Source organism: Prosthecobacter sp. GW821-HT29F12 (genome assembly GCF_058803405.1).
In genome coordinates, this window is record NZ_CM179517.1 from 6023139 (window position 1) to 6043692 (window position 20554).

At 59.7% G+C, this 20554-nt stretch carries 20 protein-coding genes; 12 read left to right on the top strand and 8 right to left on the bottom strand.

The genetic code is table 11. From position 1 onward, the window contains the following. Positions 1-160: 160 nt before the first annotated feature. The 3 genes from AC3RLQ_RS24910 to rph all read right to left on the bottom strand — a co-directional run bounded on the left by AC3RLQ_RS24910 (position 161) and on the right by rph (position 3096). The gene (locus tag AC3RLQ_RS24910; protein ID WP_493031349.1) at positions 161-1168 is read right to left on the bottom strand and encodes an AAA family ATPase; all 1008 of its coding nucleotides are present in this window, start codon (positions 1166-1168) and stop codon (positions 161-163) included. Positions 1169-1270: 102 nt separating this feature from the next. Beyond that, positions 1271-2206, bottom strand: coding sequence for a histone deacetylase family protein (locus AC3RLQ_RS24915; RefSeq protein WP_493031350.1), 936 nt, complete (start codon positions 2204-2206; stop codon positions 1271-1273). A gap of 104 nt (positions 2207-2310) precedes the next feature. Continuing rightward, a complete protein-coding gene (gene rph, locus AC3RLQ_RS24920; RefSeq protein ID WP_487681522.1) occupies positions 2311-3096 on the bottom strand; it encodes a ribonuclease PH in 786 nt (261 codons plus the stop codon). A 152-nt stretch (positions 3097-3248) separates the two neighbouring features. Here rph and AC3RLQ_RS24925 point away from each other — a divergent pair, with 152 nt between their 5' ends. Beyond that, positions 3249-3929 carry a hypothetical protein gene (locus AC3RLQ_RS24925; protein WP_493031351.1) on the top strand — a complete coding sequence of 227 codons (681 nt, stop codon included), beginning with the start codon at positions 3249-3251 and terminating at the stop codon, positions 3927-3929. A 19-nt stretch (positions 3930-3948) separates the two neighbouring features. On the opposite strand, the gene AC3RLQ_RS24930 is transcribed toward AC3RLQ_RS24925, so the two are convergent. Together AC3RLQ_RS24930 and AC3RLQ_RS24935 are read right to left on the bottom strand one after the other, a co-directional pair. Further along, complete coding sequence (locus AC3RLQ_RS24930; RefSeq protein ID WP_493031352.1) at positions 3949-4881, bottom strand: potassium channel protein - like protein; 933 nt, start codon at positions 4879-4881, stop codon at positions 3949-3951. A gap of 54 nt (positions 4882-4935) precedes the next feature. Continuing rightward, positions 4936-5607 (bottom strand): response regulator transcription factor, encoded by a 672-nt coding sequence (locus AC3RLQ_RS24935; protein ID WP_397381825.1) that lies wholly within the window; start codon positions 5605-5607, stop codon positions 4936-4938. A gap of 191 nt (positions 5608-5798) precedes the next feature. Here AC3RLQ_RS24935 and AC3RLQ_RS24940 point away from each other — a divergent pair, with 191 nt between their 5' ends. Continuing rightward, positions 5799-6794 carry a serine hydrolase domain-containing protein gene (locus tag AC3RLQ_RS24940; RefSeq protein WP_493031353.1) on the top strand — a complete coding sequence of 332 codons (996 nt, stop codon included), beginning with the start codon at positions 5799-5801 and terminating at the stop codon, positions 6792-6794. 5 nt (positions 6795-6799) lie between these two features. On the opposite strand, the gene AC3RLQ_RS24945 is transcribed toward AC3RLQ_RS24940, so the two are convergent. Further along, positions 6800-7975: a hypothetical protein gene (locus AC3RLQ_RS24945; RefSeq protein WP_493031354.1), complete on the bottom strand. Its 1176-nt coding sequence runs from the start codon at positions 7973-7975 to the stop codon at positions 6800-6802. Next, the gene (locus AC3RLQ_RS24950; protein ID WP_493031355.1) at positions 7972-9279 is read right to left on the bottom strand and encodes an APC family permease; all 1308 of its coding nucleotides are present in this window, start codon (positions 9277-9279) and stop codon (positions 7972-7974) included. Before AC3RLQ_RS24950 ends, AC3RLQ_RS24945 begins: the two co-directional genes overlap by 4 nt. 452 nt (positions 9280-9731) lie before the next feature. Between AC3RLQ_RS24950 and AC3RLQ_RS24955 the strand changes: the two genes are divergently transcribed. The 10 genes from AC3RLQ_RS24955 to AC3RLQ_RS25000 all read left to right on the top strand — a co-directional run bounded on the left by AC3RLQ_RS24955 (position 9732) and on the right by AC3RLQ_RS25000 (position 19713). Beyond that, entirely contained in the window at positions 9732-9986 is a 255-nt protein-coding gene (locus AC3RLQ_RS24955; RefSeq protein WP_422317559.1) for a hypothetical protein, read from the top strand. 135 nt (positions 9987-10121) lie between these two features. Continuing rightward, positions 10122-10400 carry a GreA/GreB family elongation factor gene (locus AC3RLQ_RS24960; RefSeq protein WP_422317557.1) on the top strand — a complete coding sequence of 93 codons (279 nt, stop codon included), beginning with the start codon at positions 10122-10124 and terminating at the stop codon, positions 10398-10400. A 51-nt stretch (positions 10401-10451) separates the two neighbouring features. Beyond that, positions 10452-10877 (top strand): hypothetical protein, encoded by a 426-nt coding sequence (locus AC3RLQ_RS24965; protein ID WP_493031356.1) that lies wholly within the window; start codon positions 10452-10454, stop codon positions 10875-10877. 89 nt (positions 10878-10966) lie between these two features. Continuing rightward, the gene (locus tag AC3RLQ_RS24970; protein WP_493031357.1) at positions 10967-11323 is read left to right on the top strand and encodes a PqqD family protein; all 357 of its coding nucleotides are present in this window, start codon (positions 10967-10969) and stop codon (positions 11321-11323) included. A 28-nt stretch (positions 11324-11351) separates the two neighbouring features. Next, the gene (locus AC3RLQ_RS24975) at positions 11352-12455 is read left to right on the top strand and encodes an ATP-grasp domain-containing protein (protein ID WP_493031358.1); all 1104 of its coding nucleotides are present in this window, start codon (positions 11352-11354) and stop codon (positions 12453-12455) included. A gap of 25 nt (positions 12456-12480) precedes the next feature. Continuing rightward, complete coding sequence (locus tag AC3RLQ_RS24980; RefSeq protein WP_493031359.1) at positions 12481-13920, top strand: diaminopimelate decarboxylase; 1440 nt, start codon at positions 12481-12483, stop codon at positions 13918-13920. Beyond that, positions 13917-16196, top strand: a complete 2280-nt coding sequence (locus AC3RLQ_RS24985) for an urea transporter (protein ID WP_493031360.1) — start codon at positions 13917-13919, stop codon at positions 16194-16196. Before AC3RLQ_RS24980 ends, AC3RLQ_RS24985 begins: the two co-directional genes overlap by 4 nt. Before the next feature lie 18 nt (positions 16197-16214). Continuing rightward, positions 16215-16865, top strand: a complete 651-nt coding sequence (locus AC3RLQ_RS24990; protein ID WP_493031361.1) for a tetratricopeptide repeat protein — start codon at positions 16215-16217, stop codon at positions 16863-16865. 14 nt (positions 16866-16879) lie between these two features. After that, a complete protein-coding gene (locus AC3RLQ_RS24995) occupies positions 16880-18205 on the top strand; it encodes a phenylacetate--CoA ligase family protein (RefSeq protein ID WP_493031362.1) in 1326 nt (441 codons plus the stop codon). Then, a complete protein-coding gene (locus tag AC3RLQ_RS25000; protein WP_493031363.1) occupies positions 18202-19713 on the top strand; it encodes an urea transporter in 1512 nt (503 codons plus the stop codon). The genes AC3RLQ_RS24995 and AC3RLQ_RS25000 overlap by 4 nt, the downstream gene beginning before the upstream one ends. Here AC3RLQ_RS25000 and AC3RLQ_RS25005 read toward each other — a convergent pair. Further along, positions 19666-20532, bottom strand: coding sequence for a hypothetical protein (locus AC3RLQ_RS25005; RefSeq protein ID WP_493031365.1), 867 nt, complete (start codon positions 20530-20532; stop codon positions 19666-19668). The two genes, AC3RLQ_RS25000 and AC3RLQ_RS25005, sit on opposite strands and share 48 nt — an antisense overlap. Positions 20533-20554 lie beyond the last annotated feature (22 nt).

The window sequence follows — 20554 nt, forward strand, 5'->3', positions numbered from 1 at the left end:
CACTGCTGACGGCGCCAAGTTCATCGTGCCTCTAATGCTGGCACGATCGTGCAGATAAACTTCGAGTTTCTCATGGTCGAATTGGATGCTGGTTGGCATGCGGGGCGGTTTGATCGAGGACGAGTAGGAGAACGAGCACGAGGACGATTCTGAAAGAACATCACCCAGCCTTCGCCAGTTCTTCCACCAACCTCTTCGCCACATCCCGGCTGCTGATGCCATCGCTCTCTGCCGTAAAGGTCGTCATCACACGGTGCCTCAGCACCGGCTCAGCCACTTCCATAATGTCCTCCATGCGCACCATGTAGCTGCCGTACAACGCTGCTCGCGCTTTCGCACCCAGGATCAAATACTGCACGGCACGCGGACCGGCACCCCAGCTGACCAGAGGTTTCAGCCATGCGGGCGCTTCGCTGCTGGCAGGCCGGGTCTTGCGGACGAGATCGACAGCAAACTCATAGATATGATCCGGCACCGGCACGCGGCGGACGAGTTCCTGAAAGGCGATGACCTTCGGGCCGTGGAGAATGTGTTCGAGCTTCGGCAGGCTGGCGCCGGTGGTGGTTCTTGCGATGGCGATCTCTTCCGCGCGAGTCGGGTAATCGACGCCGATCATGAACATGAAGCGGTCGAGCTGGGCTTCGGGCAGGGGATAGGTGCCTTCCTGCTCGATGGGATTCTGCGTGGCGAGAACGAAGAACGGGCTGTCGAGCGTGTAGGTGCGACCTGCGACGGTGACTTTGTGCTCCTGCATGGCCTCGAGCATGGCGGCCTGGGTTTTAGCGGGGGCACGGTTGATTTCATCAGCGAGGACGATGTTGGCAAACACGGGGCCTTTGGCGAACTCGAAGGCGCGTTTGCCGCCGGGAAGTTCCTGCAGGATGTCCGTGCCGGTGATGTCCATGGGCATCAAATCCGGCGTGAACTGAATGCGGCTGAAACTGAGCGACATCGTTTCGGCCAGCCTTGAGATCAGCAGCGTCTTGGCCAGACCGGGTACGCCCATGAGCAGCGCATGACCGCGGGCAAAGAGGCAGATGGCCAGCTGCTCGACGACCTTCTCCTGGCCGACGATGATCTTCTTCAGCTCGTCGCAGAGCTGGACGTAAACTTTTCGAAGCTCATCAATGGCGGCGACGTCGTCTTGCGGAAGCGGAGAGTTGGACATAGGTGATTTTAGGAATGCTGATACATGCCACCAGAAAACGGGCGTTCTGACAAGAACGGCTTCTGTAAATAAACTGTCAACGCCGCAGAAACTTGGGTTTGTTTACCCAAGGAGTGTCTGCACGTGATGCGTCACGGCGCTGGCGAGTCCCTGAATGTTGTAGCCGCCTTCTAGGATGGAAACGAGGCGGCTTTGGCAGTGGTTGTGGGCAGATTCGAGCAGGAGCTTGGTCAAAGCGACGAAATCATCATCCGTTAGGCGGAACTGGCCAAGAGGATCGTCGATGCGGGAGTCAAAGCCGGCGGAGATGAGAATCAGGTCCGGTTTGAACGCGTCGACGGCGGGCAGCACACGGTCGGTGAAAGCACCGCCGATAGCGCTCATGCCGGTGCGGGCGGGGAAGGGGAGATTCAGCGTGGTTCCCTTGCCTTTGCCGCTGCCGGTTTCATTGGCATGTCCGGTAAAAGGGTAGAGAGGGCTCTGATGCGTGCTGCAAAACAGGACGCTCCCATCCTCATAGAAGATGTCCTGCGTGCCGTTGCCGTGATGCACGTCCCAATCGACGATGGCGACTTTTTGTGCGCCATGTTTCTGCTGCGCATGACGTGCGGCGATGGCGATGTTGTTAAACAGGCAGAAGCCCATGCCCTGGGCAGGGCGCGCATGGTGTCCGGGCGGTCGCACGGCGCAAAAGGCGTTTTTCGCCTTTCCTGCGAACACGGCATCCACGGCATTCAAGACGCCGCCGACAGCCTGAACCGCCACGTCAAAGGATCGCGCGCAGATGGCGGTGTCGCCGGTGCTGAGGTCATCAAGGCCCGATTCGACATCCTTTTTGGCCGTGGCGATGTAACCGCGATCATGGCAGAGCGCGAGTTCATCCAGCGTCGCCACACGGGGCGCAATCGCCTGGGTTTTGCCAACGATGCCGGAATCCGTCAGCGCCTGCGTGATGGCTACAAGGCGCTTGACGCTCTCAGGATGCCCCGGGCCTGGGTCATGCTGCTGGTAGATGGGATCGAGGAGCAGGGCAGTCATGCAGAGTTTACGGTGGTCGACTGTACTATACGATTGTTGACGCTGGTTTTGGCCAAACCATCGTCAACTACGGTCAACAACTGCAAACGACCGTCAACTCTTCCTCAGCGTTTGCCGAAGAATTCCGCCAGCTTTTGCAGGTCCTTGCCTTCAGCCGGTTTCATGGCGCTGGCGATGGCGGCATCCTGAATGGCGATGAGCTCCTTGATGCCTTTGCGGCCATATTCCAGCATGGAATGCAGCTGCGCCTCGGTGAAGGTGGCTTCTTCGCCGCTTCCCTGGATTTCGACGAACTCGCCGTCTTCAGTAAGGACAATATTGCTGTCCACATCAGCGGCGGCGTCTTCCTTGTAGCAGAGGTCGAGGAGAGTTTCTCCATTGACGATGCCCACGCTGACGGCGGCGATCTTCTTCTTGAGCGGCTGGCGGGTGATCTTGCCCTTTTCGAGCAGGCGGTTGAAAGCGATGGAGACGGCGATGCAGGCGCCGGTGATGGCGGCGGTGCGGGTGCCGCCATCGGCCTGCAGCACGTCACAGTCCACGCAGAGAGTGCGCTGGCCGAGTTTTTCGAGGTCAACAACGGCGCGCAGGCTGCGGCCGATGAGGCGCTGGATTTCCGTGCTGCGGCCATCGGGCCTGCCACGTGAGCTTTCGCGGTCTTTGCGCTCCAGCGTGGAGTAGGGGAGCATGGAGTACTCGGCGGTGAGCCAGCCGCCTTTGACGTTTTGCACCTTCATCCAGCGTGGCACCTCTTCATTGATGCAGGCGGTGCAGATGACACGGGTGTTGCCAAAGGCGATGAGGACGGAGCCCGCGGCGTGCGGGGCGACGTCGAGGACGTATTCGATTTTGCGGAGTTGGTCGGGAGTGCGGCCGTCGGTTCTGGGCATCACCGTGCTTAGCACGAAGCGAGGGTGCGCCAAAGCCTTTTATAAGGTTGTCATCGTGCATTTGAACAAAGCGGCAAAGCCCGTCGTCCAAAGCTTTAACTTAACTGGCATTCGTTATGCTAAAGATAGCTGACAGTTCACAATTAATCTCCATGACGCGCTTTCCTCGCCCGGGCTGCTGGTTCCGTTTCACCCCAACGGATTGGAATTTTATTCGAGACACCCTGGCGCTGACCGAGCGCGGCAAAGAGGGCTTCAAGGCGATGATGGACGATCCGGACGCGGTGCCGATCATCCTCGACAACGACAAGCTCTTCGATGCGGCAATCCTTTCCCGCAAGGCGGCCATTCTTTCACCAGAGCTCTTCTTCTTTATCGTGGTGCGCCACTCCCTGAAGGAGTTTGGCATCAAGGAGATGGCGGTGGCCGACTACATGGCCGTGGTGTGCGCAGACTTCGGCTGCTCCCCGACGAAGGGGCCGGAGGACATCAATCACAGCATCGACAGCCTTTACAGTGTCGACTATCTGGAGGCGATCGAGAACGCCAGCCGGCATCACAAGTTCTTCCTGCATGTGCAGTGCGCGAACCAGTTTCTGGTGCTGACCTGCCTGTACCCTGACTTCTTGCACCGTCGTGCGGCAAGGCGCGGCGCACCGGATGTGGACTACTATGAGCAGGTGGTGGTGAGCCACCTCGACGCCGCACGCAAGCACGTGCTGGCGGACGAGTTTGCCATGGAGGAGACGTTCGAAAAAGTGGCGCAGTGCTTCCCGCCTGCGCGCCGGGCGATGAACCACACCGTGCGCGAATATTTGAGCTTGGGTCAATGAGCGTGAATCTAGAGCGAGCCTAGCCTTGGCTGGTTCCTTGGATCCCATCTGCTGGGAGGGTGACTGCTTCTGTCTTCGCGCGTTGTTCCGCGAGCTTGGCGTGCAGTTTGGCCAGTTCTTCTTCCAGATCAGCGATCTTCTTTTCCAAGGATGCGCAGTACTTAGCGGGATCCCGCTGCTGGAGGCGGTCGAGGAGATTGAAGAGCAGCGCCAGCCGCCAAAGCCGCGTCCACAGCCCCCGGAGGCGGTAGGCTCGCAGCAGCTTGCCGGCGCGTAGCATGCGGGTGAAACGGAAGAGATTCAGCACCCGCAGGAAGGCGACAAGCGGCAGCAGGATGATGACGAGATTGATCCAGTTTTTGAGGCAGTAGGCCAGTTTGTTGGGAGCCGCCGCGACCATCCACAGAAACTCCATGGTGAAGCCGATCCAGATGACGCAGGTGGTCAGATGCGTCGCCAGCGCCATACGCGGATGATTTTCCAGCGTCTCGCCACCGGTGAGTTCGGCGCCCAGAACTGGTAGCACCAGCAACGTGAGAATGACCATCGGCAGGGCCAGTTTTTGCTCGAGCTGTTCGGAAGTTTCCTCGCCCACCGGCTTCCAGCCGATGCCGGGCAGCCAGAGCCAGCCATGCGGCTTGCTGCTGGCGGTGATCATGCGCAGCGGAGGCAACAGAGAGGTGAGCAGCAGGCGTCTGAGGCGGGCAGGCCAGGCATCATTCGTGACAAACAATCCCGCGATGCCTTCGATGATCACCACAGCCCACAAGGCCATGATGAGCGGGCGAAAGACGGCATGCGCCATGAACCAGTCACGAAATGCTTCCCCGCTGTCGCCATGCGGCAGCACGAGCCCGATCACGGAGAGAAAAGCGATCGCAACGACGAGCATGAGACCGTGGCGGAAGGTGCCACCTTGGGGTGCCGTGCCGGAAGTGCTCGCAACGCTCATGTGGGGCAATTTAGAGCCAGCCAGCGGTGATTGGCAATCATGGGATGAAGGGCGTCAACCACCACCGAGCGCATAACCCACGCCCCGCACGGTGCGGATGAGCTTTTTATCGTGATCCTTGTCGATCTTGGCGCGCAGGCGCTGGATGTACACCTCCACGAGGTTGGTTTCGGGGTCCATGTTGTAGCCCCAGACATGCTCATAGATTTGCATGCGGCCAAAAACGCGTCCGGGGCTGCGCATGAGGTGCTCCAGCAGCTCAAACTCGCGCGTGCTCAGCTCGATGTCCGCACCAGCGCGGCTGACTTTGCGCTCAAGGAGGTTGATGCAGAGATCATCCACACGCAGCAGATGGCTGGAATCCCCTGCTTTGCGGCGCACCACCGTGTGCAGGCGCGCGGCCAGTTCCTCGACGAAGAACGGTTTGGTCATGTAATCATCCGCGCCGAGGTTCAGGCCTTCGATTTTTTCAGGCAACGTGGAGCGTGCTGTGAGCAGGATGACCGGCACGTTGTTGCGCTTTTCCCGCAGGCCGCGCAGGATGCTCAGGCCATCGCGACCCGGCACCATGATGTCGAGTACCAGGGCGTCGTAGGGCACCGTCGTGGCCATTTCCCAGGCTTCATCGCCATCACTGATGGCGTCCACCTGAATGCCCTGCTCTTCCAGCCCCTTTTTGGCAAAGGAAAGCAGTTTGGCCTGGTCTTCGACGAGGAGAATGCGCATGCGGCGGACGATGCGGCGAGTTCCACGCTTGTCCACCAGCACATGTGTAAATGACGAACGAGCAAATCCGAATGGTGAATGAAAGACGAAGTAAGAGTGACAAAATCCTCAATCTGGATGCCTGCCCGGCATCTGGGTTTATTTTGTTATTCGGGTTTAGTCATTCGTCATTTTTCTGTTACTCATCTCGCATGAAGCCCCTGCTGGCATTTCTGCATTTTTTCACGTTCTCACCTGCGGCGGAGACGCTGCCAGTGCAGAGCATCCAGGCGGCGGCGGCCCATTCTGCTGCGCACGGCGGCCATGCCCTGCTGATCAAGCAGAACGGCAAAACTCTTTTCGAGTCCTACACAAACGGCCACACAAAGTACGAACCGCACCGCATCTACAGCGGCACGAAGGCGTTTTGGGGCCTCACCGCCTTTGCGGCTGAGAAGGATGGGCTGTTTTCCATGGATGAGCGCGTGGCCGACACTATCACCGAATGGCAGAAGGACCCGCGCAAGAAAAACATCACCGTGCGCCAGTTGCTCGATTTCAGCCACGGACTGGAGCCGATGTTTGGACTGCACGAAAACTCGTTCAAAGACCGCACCACCGCCGCGCTGAAGGCTGGAGCGGTGGCGGCACCGGGCAAGTCGTTCATCTACGGTCCCGCCGCGTTGCAGGTCTTTCACGAGCTGCTTGCGCGCAAGTTGGAGCGGAAACAGACGCCCGCGCGCTATCTGGAGCGCAAGGTGCTCGGCCCGCTCGGCCTCGGCTCGCAGCGCTACCTGCCGGATCAGCATGGCGCACCGCTGCTCGCCGCCGGCTTTATGCAGACCGCACGCCAGTGGTCGGAGCTGGGCACTTGGATGCTCAAACACGAGGATGTGCTGATGAAACTCCAGGGTAGCAGCGCCAACGCCGCCTTTGCCTTCGGCTTCTGGAACAATCACGCGGCTGCATCCAAAGCCGCCCGTGAGGTGGATGCGGAGGCCATGCTCGATAAAAAGTGGCAGCAGCAGTCCTGGCGCAACGCCTGCCTCAGCCGCTCGGCGCCCGCCGATCTCATCGCCTGCATCGGCTCCTACGGCCAGCGGCTGTACATCGTGCCATCCATGAAGCTCGTCATCGTGCGTCTGGCGAAGGATTCAAAACCGAACGACGCGCAGATGCTGAAGCTGCTATTTGCTCCGAAAAGTTGAACGCCTCATTGCGTCACGGGCAAAGCTTTCGGCGTCGGGGCTGGAGGCGGTGCACTGAGTGCTCCAGGGGCCGCTGCGGGCTTCTCCTCCACCACCGGGATCGCCTTGCGCACCATCATCTTGGACACGCCGTAAATGAGCGTGCTCTGCTTGGGCCGCCATTGGTAGCCGATGCCGAAGGGGATCGCGGGAACCTCATTGGTGCGATAGTACTCGGCGAGATCGGGCTGATAGTGCTGTTTGAAGAGGGGGATCGGGCCGGGATACCAGCCGTAGGCTTTCACGTCCCAGGATTCACGCGGGAAGTCCTTCCACATGATGCCGGAGTCATCCTGCGTCATGGTATGACAGTGGGTGAGGAGGTAGTCGCGGATGGCGTGAAATTCATTGAGGTGCATCAAGTATGAGGCGGACTTCGTGAAGCCGTTCATGGTTCCGAGCCCGTCGCAGAAGCGCAGGAAGGACGCATCCTGCTTGAGCGCCCAGCTCGCGATGTTGGTGGAGAAATAGTACAGCGTCTGTCGTTTGCCCTGCGCACCTAGGAAGGTGATGCGTGCGCCCGAAGTTTTGGTTTGCTTGTCGGTCAGGATTTTTCCCTCGGCATCCAGCCAGATGTTTTCCACCTTTTGAATGTGGCAGCCGCAGCGTGCCAGAAAGACGTACAGCACCGGCAGCGTGCCGGTGAGCTTGGTGGCCTGCAGATCCTTCTTCATGTCCGCCGTGATGAAGAAGCTGAAGCTCAGCGAAGCATTGAGCGTGTTGCGCAGATTGCGCAGCGATGAGCCTAGCTCGCCTTCGCTGAGTTTCGTCACATCCGGCGGCAGTCCCACAGGTTCTACTGCTGCCAGCACGTAAGTGGAGGCATTCGGGAAAAAAGTGTACGCATGCAGGAAATCAGGACCGCTGAAGACATAGAGCAGCGGCGAGGTGTCATTAACTGCCTCTGGCAGGCCCAGCGGTGCCCAGGCCCGGATCGGGCCCAGCTGCCGCTCCTCCGCATCCGCCCAAGTGGCGTCGAGTTCTTTGGCATGAGAGTTGAACTCGCCACGCTGCGCCAGTTCGGCCAGCGATGACCCTTCCTGCGGCATGCCGGCGAGGAAGCGCGCCTGCTCATTGGGCGTGGGCGGTTCCGCGATGGCGGTTTGAGCCAGGACAAGCAGCAGAATGAGTATGTTCTTCATGGGGTGCGTGGAGTACGCGGTGAGATGAAATAAATGATCCAACCCAGCAAAATTAACGCCATGCCGGCCAGTGTTTCATCCGGATGTTTCTTCGCCACGAACACCATCATCCACAGGCTGATGCCAAGAAACAGAATGGGCGTCACCGGATATCCCCAGCAGCGGTAGGGCCGCGGCAGGTCCGGCTGCCGGATGCGCAGCACGATCAAGCCCACCACCGTGGCAAACGAGCCGAGCTGAATGCTGAATTGCACGCAGGTGAGCACGGTTTCGAAACTGGCGGTGAGCAGCAGCGTCACGACGATCGCCAGCTGCACAAACAAACCGGCCACCGGCACGCCGCGCTCATCGCTCGCCGCGAGGGGGGCGAGGACACGCAAATCCTGGCCCATGGTTTTCATCACCCGTGGCCCCACCCAGGTCATGGCACTGATGCTGGAAACGAGGCCTAGACAAATCAGCCCCGACATGATTTTGCCGCCGGTGTGGCCAAAGATGTGGACCGCAGCGATGTGGCCGACGTCCAGTTTGCCATCGAGTTCGCTCATCGGAGCCACTTGAAGGAACACCGCGTTGAGCGCGAGATACAACCCTGCGACAAGCAGCGTGCCCAGTGCGATCGCCAGCGGCACGTTCTTCTGCGGATCGCGTATGTCCCCGACAATGTAAGTGGCCGCATTCCAGCCGGCGTAGGCATACATCACATAGACGAGGCTCACCGCGAAGGGCGTGCTGCCCATCAAATTCAAATCACCGGACACTGGCAGAAAGTGCACAGGCTGGGCTTTGCCAAACCAAAAACCAGCGCCGATGAAGACGAGGATCAGCGTGACTTTCAGCCACGTGGCGGTGTTTTGAAACTTGGCGGCCATGCTGATGCCGCCCACGTGAATCAAGGTCACAACCCATACCATGACGAGGGACCAGGTCGTTGCGGGCGCATGGGGAAAAATGCCCGAGAAGTATTTGCCAAAGGCCATGGCCGCCAGTGCGATGGGGGCCGCAAAGCCCACCGTCACCGAAAGCCAGCCGGAAAGAAACCCCACGGCAGGATGAAAAATCTTCGAGAGAAAGTGGTATTCACCACCAGAGCGTGGCAGTGCCGCCGCCAGCTCTCCATAGCACACGGCGCCGCAAAAGGCGCACACACCACCCACGACCCACAGCATCAGAAGGACAAAGCCCGAGGGCAGGGAACCTACTTGAAAGCCCAGCGAAGTGAAGACCCCGGTGCCGATCATGTTGGCCACCACCACCGCCGTGGCTGTGATCAGCGAAATGCCCTGTGTGCGTGTGGTGCTCATAGGGGACGATGGCTACGCTCACCACTGGATGACGTCAACATCACCCTTCTGGCTGATGCACGGATTCTGGCGGTCTGCAGTCCACTTAGGGTTGCCTTTTCGAGGTTTGGGGCGTATATTGTTTTTGTGAAGCCGAACTCACGCCATCCAATTTCTTTCGCCATCCTGGTTGAAAGCAGTGTGATCCATCCGCTTTGCCACCGACTGGCGGCAAGCCGGGCTTAAGCGGACAGCCCCTGATTAGGGATTGTCCGCGCACCCAGCAGGTACCAGAACCTGCGCCATTCATCTCCAGCCCGCGTCTGCATGACGTGCAGGCTTCACTCTGGTCATCACTCCGGCGCATGCATCACGGTGTTTACCACACACGGTGCGGTGTGCTGCCTGTCTGCGCGCACATGCGTCAGTCAGGCTTTTTTCCCCTGTTCAGACACATCTCAAACACTCTTTTTATGAAACTATTGGAACGACTTATCAACCAGGATGACAAACCGGTGCGCGTTGGCAGCGCTCTTCGCTATGAGCGGCCCACATGGCTGGTCACCTGTGTATTCAAACGGCAGGAAATCTTCGGCAAGGTTTCCACCGAAGCCAGTTATGAAGTGGCGGCCCGCACCGAGGAGGAGGCACGGGAATCCGTGCGCTCCTTCATACTCCGGACGCATCCTGAAAGCTGCATTCAGTCTCTTCAGGCCACGCGGCAGTGACGGTCTGACCCCGCACCTCTAACGCCGCATTCATCGTTGGAAAGGCTCCTGCCACTCTGGGCAGGAGCCGCTTCCGCCTGCCTTCGTCGCAGGCCTTTCTCCATCCATGCTTTCCCCCTTTTTCTTCTTCTCTTCATGAACACTCTTTCGATACATCACTATGATCACGTCACCCTGCGTCCTCTCAATGAACTGGCGACGCTGCATGAGTTTGACATCACCATTCAGGTGGTGCCCGGATATGAGGCCGATGCTGACAGCGGCCGTATCTCGGAGGACGCACCCCTCGGCAGGGCGGTCTTGCGCCGCACTGCGGGTGAAAAAATCGACATTCAAGTCCAGGGTCGCAACCTCGCGATGCTCATCCTGGCCGTGGAAAAAGCAGGCGATGTCCACTCAGCACAGCGGGCATGACCCACTCAAAGCAGGGCTTGCAGGGCATGGAAAAAGGAATTCATTTTCCCCATGAAAACGACATCCTCAAAATTATCCAGGGGGGTGATGTTGATCACCGCCCTGCTGGTCCCCGCCACCACATGGTGGGCAAGCGTCCGCTACTACAACGGGCGCAGGGAGGCTGAAAGTCAGCAGCAGCTGGCACGGCTTCAGGAAATCCGGGAAAAGTATGCTGGCACAGTGAAGGATAACGAACTGCTCCGGGAAGCCATTAAGAACGAGGACAGCCGCAGGGCGCTCTTCAAGAGCCTCTCTGAAGGCAGCGCCGAGTTCGTACTGGAGACCAAGCAGCGCAGCACTTGGAACTGGCCCACAGATCCTGACCATGTCTGGCATGACCAGCGCCGAAATGCGCAGGAAATGCTGATCAAGCTCGATGCGATGGATCGGGAGCACTTCAACAAGGTGCCACTTGACCAAATTCCTGCCCGGTAGCGGCAAAAATAAACGCATATTCATCTTGGCCCCTGCCGTGGCGTTAACCGGCCGGGTTTCTATGGGGTGTGATTCAATCATCCACCACCATGAAACTCGCGTCTATTCCCGCTCAGATTCGCCACAACGGCCAGCCGCATGCCATGGAGCCTGCCATGGTCGCGGCTCCCGTTGTGGCCCCGCACGCCGAACTGGCTTCCTTCCATTTTCAAACCGTCACCTGGCAGGCTGACGGTTTTGGTTTTGACGCCACCAGCGGCGAGTTTTTCACCGCCAGCCCGACGGCGCTCATGGTCATGCAGGCCTTGAGCGAGGGCATGGCGCGCCCGCAGATCCTGGAGCGTCTCACCTCGCGCTTCGAAGTCGCCCGCAGCACGGCGGAGCGGGATCTGGAATCCTTCCTCGCCGAACTCGTCCACATCGGCCTGAACCCGGAATCGAACTGAGTTTCACCTCACCACGCTTCACCCTCCCATGAATGCTTCCCCTGTCATCGCCGTCACCGGGCTTCATCGCGGTGAAAATCCCCAGCCTGGTTCCGCCGTCATTCGCAGCCTGCGCCGTGTTTATCCAGAGCTGCGCATCATCGGCCTTGTTTACGATTCACTCGAGAGCGGTCTCTTCAGCGAAGAGGACGCCCCGGACGCCGCCTTCACCATGTCCTACCCCGGTGCGGGTGAAGAAGCATTCTGGCAGCGCCTCGATGCGATCCGTGAGATCGAACGCTTCGATGTTTTGATTCCCTGTCTCGACGCAGAGATGGGTCCGCTGGTCGATGCCCCCGAAAAACTTCGTGAGCGCGGTATTCACGTCTGCCTGCCAACCGCCGCGAGTTTCAAATGCCGCGACAAATCCAAGCTGGCCGAGCTCTGCGAGCGCACGCACTGCCGCACACCGCAGACCATCGCCGTGAGTGATGTGAACTCGCTCCATCAGGCGGCACTGACCCTCGGCGGCAACGTCTTCGTCAAAGGCCGTTACTATGAAGCCCGGCACGCCATCACGCCTGCCGCACGCGAAGCAGCCTACTGGCACATGTTGGAGCAATGGGGTGCGCCCGTGCTCGTGCAGGAAAATGTGCTGGGAGAAGAATACAACGTCGTGGGTCTGGGCGATGGCCGTGGTCACATCCTCGGCTCCGGCTCCATCCGCAAGATGCTCCGCACCGCCATGGGCAAAGGCTTTGGCGGCATGGTGGTGCGAGATCCGCAGCTCGATGCCGTTGCGCAATCACTCATCGCCGAACTGCGCTGGAACGGCCCCTTCGAACTTGAGTTCGTCAAATCCGAAGGCCCCCAGGGGGAATACTGCCTCATCGAGATCAATCCGCGCTTCCCCGCCTGGTGTGATTTCCCCTCTACGCTGAACTGCAATCTGCCCGCTGCTGCACTGGAGCTCGCCCTGGGCTGGCAGCCGCGCGAGCCGCTGCGCCACGCCAGCCCCGGAAAGTTCTTCATCCGCCATGCCATCGACATGACCGGCGACATTCGCGATCTCGCCGCCCTCACCACGAGCGGCCAGTTCTTCCGTCAGCCGCGCGAAGTCATCCCGCACCCGGCTTCCTCCCGCAGTCATTAATTTCAACCTTCCACCGCATCCTCCCATGCAAACACTCCAGCCCTATTCCCCGCCGACGATCACTCGTCATCTCAGCGGCCAAAACAGCGCCGCCAATCGCAATCGCCATGCCCATGGCCTCAACAGCAATGTCTGCGAACGCATCGACGGCGTGCCCGTGGCGGATCTCGCCGCACGCTTCGGTTCACCGCTCTTTGTTTTCTCCGAGCGCACGCTGCGTGAGAAAATCCAGCGCGCACGTGAAGCCTTTGAAAGCCGCTATCCAAACACACGCTTCGCCTGGAGTTATAAAACAAACTACCTCAACGCCATCTGCCGTGTCTTCCACAGCGAAGGCTCCATCGCCGAAGTGGTGAGCGAGTTCGAATATGAAAAAGCACGCCGCAATGGCGTGGCCGGGCGCGACATCATCTTCAACGGACCGCATAAAACCCGCGCCGGTCTAGAGCTCGCCATCAGCGAAGGTGCGATGATCCAGGTCGACAACTGGGATGAACTCCTGCTGCTCGACACCATCGCGAAGGAGCAAAATCGCAGCGTCGACATCGCCATCCGCTGCTGGTTGGACGCCGGTATCCAGCCCGTGTGGAGCAAGTTCGGCTTTGGCGTTGAGCACGGCGAAGCCTGGCGTGCGATCCGGCGCATCGCGGAGAGCAAGGGGCGCCTCCGTTTGCAGGGACTGCACACGCACATCGGCACCTACATCCTCGAACCCAACGCCTACAAGGTCGCAGCGGAGAAGCTCATCACTCTCATGGAGCGTTGCCGTGAGAGCTACGGCTGGTCCTTGCGCTATCTGAACCTTGGCGGTGGCTTCCCATCGCTCAGCACGCTGCACTACTCGTATCAGCCTGCCGAGCAGGTGGTCCCTCCGATCGAAAAATACGCCGAAGCCATCGCCAGTGCATTGAATACGCTGCCACGCGACCGCCGCCCGCGTCTCTACTTGGAAAGTGGTCGTGCCCTTGTTGATGAAGCCGGTTACCTCATCACCAGCATCGTCGCCGTGAAGCAAATCGGCGCCTCAGGCCCTATCACGCTCGCCGGCAAGGCGGCAAAGGCGCCCGCCTACATGCCCGAATCGAATGGTGCCGCCTACGTCATTGATGCTGGCATCAACATTCTCTACAGCGGCAACTGGTATCGCTTCAATGTGAAGCCCGCCAAAGCTCAGCGTGAAAGCGCCCAGCAGCCCGTCAAACTCTACGGCTGCCTGTGCATGAACATCGACGTCATTCGTGAGCAGGTCTCCCTTCCCGCGATGACCACGGGCGATCACCTCGTCATGCATCCCGTGGGCGCCTACAACATCACGCAGAGCATGCAGTTCATCACCTATCGGCCGGCGGTCGTCATGATCGGTCTGGATGGCCGAGTCGATGTCATCCGCGAGCGCGAAGACCTCGACTACGTGCAGCGCCTTGAACGCGTGCCAGAACATCTGCTCAACCCATCGCGGCCATGAACTCAGAAGCCCCATCTACCCTCCCCGTGATGGCCATTCTTGAAGAGGCCTCAGGTCATTCGCCTTCTCTATGGAAGAGGAGCATGCTGAAAGCGGCTGCCTGCGCCAGATCACTGCGCTCTCATCTGCAAACAGTCACGACGCCGCTGCTCGAAGTCGCACGCGCCGCCAGTTCCATCTTCCTTTGCAGCAGTTGGAAAACGGGTGCGCTGTTGTGCGCCACACTTCTGTTCATGCCGCGTTACTTTGCCTTTGCCGTCAGCGCGTGTTTGCTCGGGAGCTTCATCGCGAAGCTCCTGCATCTGCCTGCGGCCATGCGAAAGGACGGCACGCTACTCTACAATGTGTTCCTGAGTGCTCTCGCTGTCGCATGGATCACTCGCGGTTCCTTCCTCTCTGCACCTGCCATCTGGGGCATGCTGGCGGTCGTCACAGTCTACACGCTGCTGTTGTCCGCGGCATTGTGGCATTGGTTTCCGCTGCGCGCCGGTCTGCCGCCGCTCAGCGTCGCATTTGTCGTCGCCTTCGGCACGCTGCTGACATTTTTCCCACACTGGGCGTCTGCTACCACCCTGCTCGACATGGGACTGCCTGATGAGCCTGCCCTGCCGTTCGTAGTCACCGCTTTTCTGCGCAGCATGGGCACGATTTTGTTCCTGCCAAACGTGTGGGCCGGCCTCGCTGTGACACTGTCAATCCTGGTCTGGTCTCGCGTCGCCATGATCAATGCCCTCGCGGGTTATGCAGGCGGCGTCCTCATCGTGAAGCTGCTCGAAGCCTGCGATCTGCAATGGCTCGGCTGGTTTGCCGGGCACAACTACCTGCTCGCCGGCATGGCGCTTGGCGCGATCTATTTTGTGCCTTCTTGGAGCAGCCTGGCTCTCGCCTTTTTGGCCGGTGCCGTCGCCGCATTGCACGTCGCGGCGGTGCAGCACTTTCTGCGTGGCTCGGGCTGGGAATACCTGCCGCTGCCTTATCTGCTCACCATCTGGAGCATGCTCTGCTGCCTGCGCCTGCGTGAGAAACCGGGTTCGCTGCTGCCTGCCACAGGCGTCTTCGACAATCCCGAAGCCGCTGCTGCTTCATTGGCTCTCGCGAACGCTCGCTTTCCGCATCGCAATGAGACCCATGTGCTGCTCCCCACCGCACGCGAAGTCACCGTGACCCAGGGTTTCGACGACAAACTCAGCCATCGCGGTGACTGGAAACACGCGCTCGACTTCGAAGTGCATGACGCCGCTGACAACGCCTGCCCTCCCGGCTGGGATGACGATCTGAGCCGCTACTACACGCAGGGCCTTGAAGTGCGTGCTCCCGGAACCGGCGAAATCATCCGCGTCATTGACGGCGTGGCCGATAATGCACCCGGCGGCTGCAACTTTGCCAACAACTGGGGCAATCACCTCATTCTGCGCCTCGATTACGGCGGCATCGTAAAGCTCGCACACTTCATGAAGAACGGCATCGTCGTGAAAACCGGCCAGCGTGTCGGTGCAGGCGACCTTCTGGGCTACTGCGGCAATTCCGGACGCAGCCCTGTGCCGCACATTCATCTGCACAATCAAGCCACCAACGAGACCGGCGCACCCACCACGCCTTTCTGTCTCACGAACTTTTTCACGCGCACCACCGAGGGTGTCCGCTGGAACTTCGCCAGTGTGCCTCAAGTGGGAGACCGCATTGCCCCGGCGTCAGTCTCCACCACCGTGCTGGGCACGCTGGCCCATTTTGCCCCTGGTGTGGCCACGTATCGCGTTTGTACAGCAGGATCAGTTTCATACGAAACGATCACCACCACACTGGATGAATCCGGCCGCTACCTTTTCCGCAGTGGCAAAGAATCACTCACGGCGGTGCTCGGTTTGCACGCCCTGCAGATCACGCAGAGCAGCCTCAGCGGTCATTCGCAGCTCCTGCGTTTCCTTTCGTTCGCCATGCCCACCGTGCCATTCGCTTATCAGAGCGGCATGATCTGGGAGGATAGTGTCGCTTTGCAGTCAAAGCAGCACGGTCGGGCATTGGCGGGCGTTTTCGCGCCCTATCTCGGACACCCCGCCCAGCGCGTCATCACCCGCCACTCACTGCATCCCACCACGCAGCGCCTTCACCTCGCCACCACCATCGCAAATCCTACGGGTGATCTCCCGCGTGAGATCGACTTCACCCTCGAACCCATGCGCGGTCTCTTCCAGCTCACCGCTCATTTCAAAACTCACGACACCACCTTCACGCAAACCAGCTTCACGCCCACTCTGCCCAACGGCGATGCCGAATAAACCACTCTCCTCTCAACCATGAAAACACACTTCCTCATTCTCGCCTTCGCCTGCGTCACTGCGGCGAACGCCGCCGACAAGCTCCCCGCCATCGCTGAAGCCTGGCAGAAATCTCTCACCGAGGAATCCAACAATGATTATGCCGCTGCTCTCGAAAGCGTCCTCGCCTTCAAAAACGCCGGCGGTGAAACCTACCTGGCGGCGGTGCGCGCCGGCTGGCTCTCCTATCTCAACAAGGACTACACCAAGGCCGTCCAGTATTACACCACCGCAGCCAAACAGGAACCACGCGCCCTCACACCTCATCTCGGCATGATGAATGTGTATCAGGCACAGAACAAACCCGAGGATGTCCTCCGTTCAGCACGTGAAGTCCTGAAAATCGACCAGTTCCATCGGCCGACGCTTCTCATTGCCGGAGAGATTCTCTTCAATCAGCAGGACTACCGCAAAGCAGAAGTCTACTTTGAGCGCGCCTACAAGCTTCAACCCGAAGACCCCATCGCCATGAGCTGGTTTGGCTGGTCGCAGATCAATCAGGGGCAGGCCCGCCTTGCGGCACCCTTGTTTGAAAAACTCATGCAGATCAATCCGGATGGCTACTTGGTTCATGACGGATTTGCCATCACCCGCTCGGGCCCGCCTGGGCCTCCTCCTGGCCAGCGTTGATGGAGGAGAACGGCATGTACTCGCCCTCCCAGATTCGTGCCCGCGGTCGGCATCTCAACTCTGCGCTTGATCAAGTGATCGAACAACGCGGCTGGAGCACGCCGAAGCGCCGGGCGCACCAGTGGCGCACGCTGCGCTCCCTCGTTCAGCATGCCCACGCACACATCCCTCTCTACCAGCGGCTGTTTGCCCAGGCAGGATTCACCCCGTCGATGCTCGATGACTGGGATGATCTGTCCAAGCTCCCCATTCTCACCAAGCCCGATCTGCGCAGCGCCACGCGGTCGGATTTGATCGCTCAGGACAACCAGAGTGACATCCACTGGCTCGCATCCTCCGGCTCCACCGGGATACCCGCCAGCATGGCACGAACGGAGGAATCGCTGTGGCATTACATGGCTTGCAACACGGCCTTGTACTATGACTGGTGCCACGGCAGGCCGCTCAGCACTGGCCTCTATCTGGTCGACATGTCCCGTGACAGCATCGACTTCGCCACCGCTGATCTCCTGCGCACCACCGTGCCGGATTCGCGCATCCTCTCGGCTCAGGATCCCGTGGCCAAACTCACGCACGAACTCCTGGGCATCGCGCCTGAATTCATTTCATCCTATCCATCCACGCTTCGCGCCATCGCACTGGGTCTGCGTGCTCAAAACCGCGTCGTGAGCAAAACACGTCTCATCCATCTCACCTCCGAGATGCTGGATGCCCACACACGGCATCTTCTGGGCCAGATCTTCCCGAATGCACGCCTCATCGAGACCTATACCAGCACCGAGGGCGGGCTCGTCGCCTGGCAGTGCGTGCACGGCTCGCGCTGGCACATCGCCGAGACAAACGTCCTCTGTGAAATCGTCGATGAACACGGCCTGCCCACCACCGGCCTTGGCCACATCGTCATCACAGATCTGACCAACACCGCCACCCCGATCCTGCGCTATCGCGGGCTCGGTGATCTGGCCCGCTGGGAGCCGGAACCCTGCCCATGTGGCAGCACGGCGCGCAGCATCCGCCACCTGGAAGGTCGCAGCGCCGCCATGCTCCATTCACACGCAGGCACCTTGATTTCGCCGTATCTCGTCATCAATGCCATTGAGGATGTGCCCGGCCTGGCTCAGTATCAGATCGTGCAAAAGCAGCCCGGCCTGCTCGAAGTCCGGGTTGTGACAGACGCCGATACATCGCGTAATCGCGTCGAAAAAGCTGTGCAAAGTGCGCTTGAAGCCGTTTTGGCCGGCGCCGCTGATTTGCAAATCACCTTCGTCTCCACGATTGCCGCGCCTCCAGGATCGCATAAAGTGCCGCTCGTGATTTCTGAACTTCCACTCGCCGCATGAAGCGCCTGCTCGACCACACCCTGCGTGGTTACGGGCAGATGTTCGTGGCGAACAGCCGCATCACTGGCGTGTGCGTGCTCATCGGCTTGTTGGTCCTTTCGCTCGAGGCCGCGCTCATGAGCCTGGGCGGCGCGCTGCTAATCTCCGCACTCGCGCAGTGGCGTGCGCAGGATGACACCGTGCTCAAAACCGGACTCTTCAGCGTGAATGGCGCGTTGCTCGGTGCCTTGTGGTATCTTTTTCCGCAGGTGCCGTTGTGGACGCAGGCGCTTGCTACGGCGCTTGGCTGTGCAGGCATGGCTTGTTTCTTCGTGCCCGTTGCTGAGCGCATGCACGAGAAAAAGTCGCCATATGTCCTCTTCAGCCTGCCCTACGTCATGGCAGCGTGGACTGCGCTGACCGCGCTGATTTTCTTTGGTGTGCATGATGCCGAGCTCACGCGCGGCTGGCGCGCACTCCTCACCAACCGCTTTGAAAAAGCCGAGAAACATTTCCTCAACACCGAAGTCAGCACCGACATGGCGGAGGCCTATCGCTGTGCCGGTCTTGGCTGGAGTTTGTACCGCCGTGGAGACCAGACCGGTGCACAGACAGCCTTCTCGCGTGTTCTCTCTCTTAAAATCGGCGTCCCAGATGCCTATGATGGCCTTGGTTGGAGCCGCCTCCGCCAGGGACGCTATGAAGATGCTGCACTGGCGTTTCGGCGTGCCGTCGCCCTAGATTCCTTTTTCGCCGACTCCTGGGACGGCCTCGGCTGGTGTGCCCTTCAGGCCGGTAAACCAGATGAAGCCCGCCACCATTTCACCACGGCGGCATTGTGTGCCCCTCTGTTTGCTGATGCCTACACCGGATTTGCTGCAACCCTCTCCGGAGGCACAGCTCAGGAGTACGCGAAGTCATGGGGCGCATTTCTCGGCAGTCATCTCAGCCTGACTGCGCAGTTCACCTCCACCCGTTTGCTGCTGTGTTGGGTCTGGTTCTTCATCGGCATTCTCTGGCATTCACGCACCAGCGCTCTCGTGGCTCTTTCAGCTGTCCTCATTTGCATGTTGGGCTCCTCATGGAAGCCGGTCTTTGGAGATCCCGCCTTCGCCATGAACGTCATCGTTCTGGCCCTGGCTCTCGGCGGCCATTACCTGCGGCTGAATGTGAAGACCGTCGCGTGGATGCTCTTCGTCACGCTTGCCATGGCCCTGCTTTGGGAACCGCTCTCGGAAGCCCTGCTGCGCCTGGCCCTGCTGCCGCTCTGCCTGCCGTTCAATATCGCCCTTCTCGGCAGCATCGCGTTCTTTGGCTGGCTGCATCGCCGGGGCCTGTGCGATGAGCGCATCCCCATTGACTGGGCTTCCAGCACGCCTGCACAGATCCGCGTTTTCACCGCTCAAAAAGAAATCGCCGACGGCTGCTGGGACAAGCTCAAAAAGGCGGATCCTGAGCAAGCTCAACCGCAGACCGAACGCTCACTTCAGCTTCCGGCCAAAGTGAACCTCAAAGTAAACCCCGAGTGAATTCGCCAGAGCTCTGGCAAAACGGCGCTGAGTTTCCGGTGTCTCACGCACATTGGTCCAAGGACACTCCACTTGGATGGCGCTCACAGTGCCGCCTGAGCGTGAGCCATGGGCAGCCACGTCATATACCCCGCTGAAGTAACCCGCCATGAAGGCCGGATTCGCTTTGGAAGGACTGGGCAGGCAGCGAAAGCCGTTGAACTCCAGCAAACCGCCCAGGCTCTGCGGTCCACGCAGCAATTCTGCAAAGCTCTGCGGCGAGCGTTTGTCCAGATCACGGATGCTCGTGGAGGCGATCAACGCCGCATCCGCGTTCAGTTCCGCGTCGGAGTGCTTCAAGATGTCTCCTTTCACCAGATAGCCCAGTTCCACTCTTTGATCCAAATGGCGGTGCCCGTGAATGTCCAGCAGCAGACCCACGCCGTTCTTTTTCATCACCGTGTCGCAGGCTTTTTGAGTGCTGTCATGAAAGCGGTGCCAGGCCGCGATGGCCGTTGGATCACCCTGCGCGGCTTCTTCGAGCTCGCGGTTCGGATCCATTTTCGTGCGGCTCAAACGGGAGATGATCGCGTGCGGCTTGCCCCCGTAGCGCGTCTCCAGTTCTTGAATGATCATTTCAGCCAGAGGTATGGTGTTGGAATCAATGCCGGTCACACCGTAGCGCCGCGCCAGCACGTTGTCCGGCTTCAAGATGCCGCCGTGAGGAACCGTGAGAATGATGGGGAGTGTCCCGGAGCGCACCTCGATGTATGTTTCGAGCTCCGTAGTCTGGGCCTGCAATGCGGCGGCGAAAACAAATAGAAAAAACGGGATGCGCATGATCAATCCCAGTGAAAGACAG

Excerpts from the sequence above, each read along its gene's own strand:
- AC3RLQ_RS24910 (WP_493031349.1), bottom strand. The coding sequence starts at position 1,168 with ATGTCCAACTCTCCGCTTCCGCAAGACGACGTCGCCGCCATTGATGAG.
- AC3RLQ_RS24915 (WP_493031350.1), bottom strand. The coding sequence starts at position 2,206 with ATGACTGCCCTGCTCCTCGATCCCATCTACCAGCAGCATGACCCAGGC.
- rph (WP_487681522.1), bottom strand. The coding sequence starts at position 3,096 with ATGCCCAGAACCGACGGCCGCACTCCCGACCAACTCCGCAAAATCGAA.
- AC3RLQ_RS24925 (WP_493031351.1), top strand. The coding sequence starts at position 3,249 with ATGACGCGCTTTCCTCGCCCGGGCTGCTGGTTCCGTTTCACCCCAACG.
- AC3RLQ_RS24930 (WP_493031352.1), bottom strand. The coding sequence starts at position 4,881 with ATGAGCGTTGCGAGCACTTCCGGCACGGCACCCCAAGGTGGCACCTTC.
- AC3RLQ_RS24935 (WP_397381825.1), bottom strand. The coding sequence starts at position 5,607 with ATGCGCATTCTCCTCGTCGAAGACCAGGCCAAACTGCTTTCCTTTGCC.
- AC3RLQ_RS24940 (WP_493031353.1), top strand. The coding sequence starts at position 5,799 with ATGAAGCCCCTGCTGGCATTTCTGCATTTTTTCACGTTCTCACCTGCG.
- AC3RLQ_RS24945 (WP_493031354.1), bottom strand. The coding sequence starts at position 7,975 with ATGAAGAACATACTCATTCTGCTGCTTGTCCTGGCTCAAACCGCCATC.
- AC3RLQ_RS24950 (WP_493031355.1), bottom strand. The coding sequence starts at position 9,279 with ATGAGCACCACACGCACACAGGGCATTTCGCTGATCACAGCCACGGCG.
- AC3RLQ_RS24955 (WP_422317559.1), top strand. The coding sequence starts at position 9,732 with ATGAAACTATTGGAACGACTTATCAACCAGGATGACAAACCGGTGCGC.
- AC3RLQ_RS24960 (WP_422317557.1), top strand. The coding sequence starts at position 10,122 with ATGAACACTCTTTCGATACATCACTATGATCACGTCACCCTGCGTCCT.
- AC3RLQ_RS24965 (WP_493031356.1), top strand. The coding sequence starts at position 10,452 with ATGAAAACGACATCCTCAAAATTATCCAGGGGGGTGATGTTGATCACC.
- AC3RLQ_RS24970 (WP_493031357.1), top strand. The coding sequence starts at position 10,967 with ATGAAACTCGCGTCTATTCCCGCTCAGATTCGCCACAACGGCCAGCCG.
- AC3RLQ_RS24975 (WP_493031358.1), top strand. The coding sequence starts at position 11,352 with ATGAATGCTTCCCCTGTCATCGCCGTCACCGGGCTTCATCGCGGTGAA.
- AC3RLQ_RS24980 (WP_493031359.1), top strand. The coding sequence starts at position 12,481 with ATGCAAACACTCCAGCCCTATTCCCCGCCGACGATCACTCGTCATCTC.
- AC3RLQ_RS24985 (WP_493031360.1), top strand. The coding sequence starts at position 13,917 with ATGAACTCAGAAGCCCCATCTACCCTCCCCGTGATGGCCATTCTTGAA.
- AC3RLQ_RS24990 (WP_493031361.1), top strand. The coding sequence starts at position 16,215 with ATGAAAACACACTTCCTCATTCTCGCCTTCGCCTGCGTCACTGCGGCG.
- AC3RLQ_RS24995 (WP_493031362.1), top strand. The coding sequence starts at position 16,880 with ATGTACTCGCCCTCCCAGATTCGTGCCCGCGGTCGGCATCTCAACTCT.
- AC3RLQ_RS25000 (WP_493031363.1), top strand. The coding sequence starts at position 18,202 with ATGAAGCGCCTGCTCGACCACACCCTGCGTGGTTACGGGCAGATGTTC.
- AC3RLQ_RS25005 (WP_493031365.1), bottom strand. The coding sequence starts at position 20,532 with ATGCGCATCCCGTTTTTTCTATTTGTTTTCGCCGCCGCATTGCAGGCC.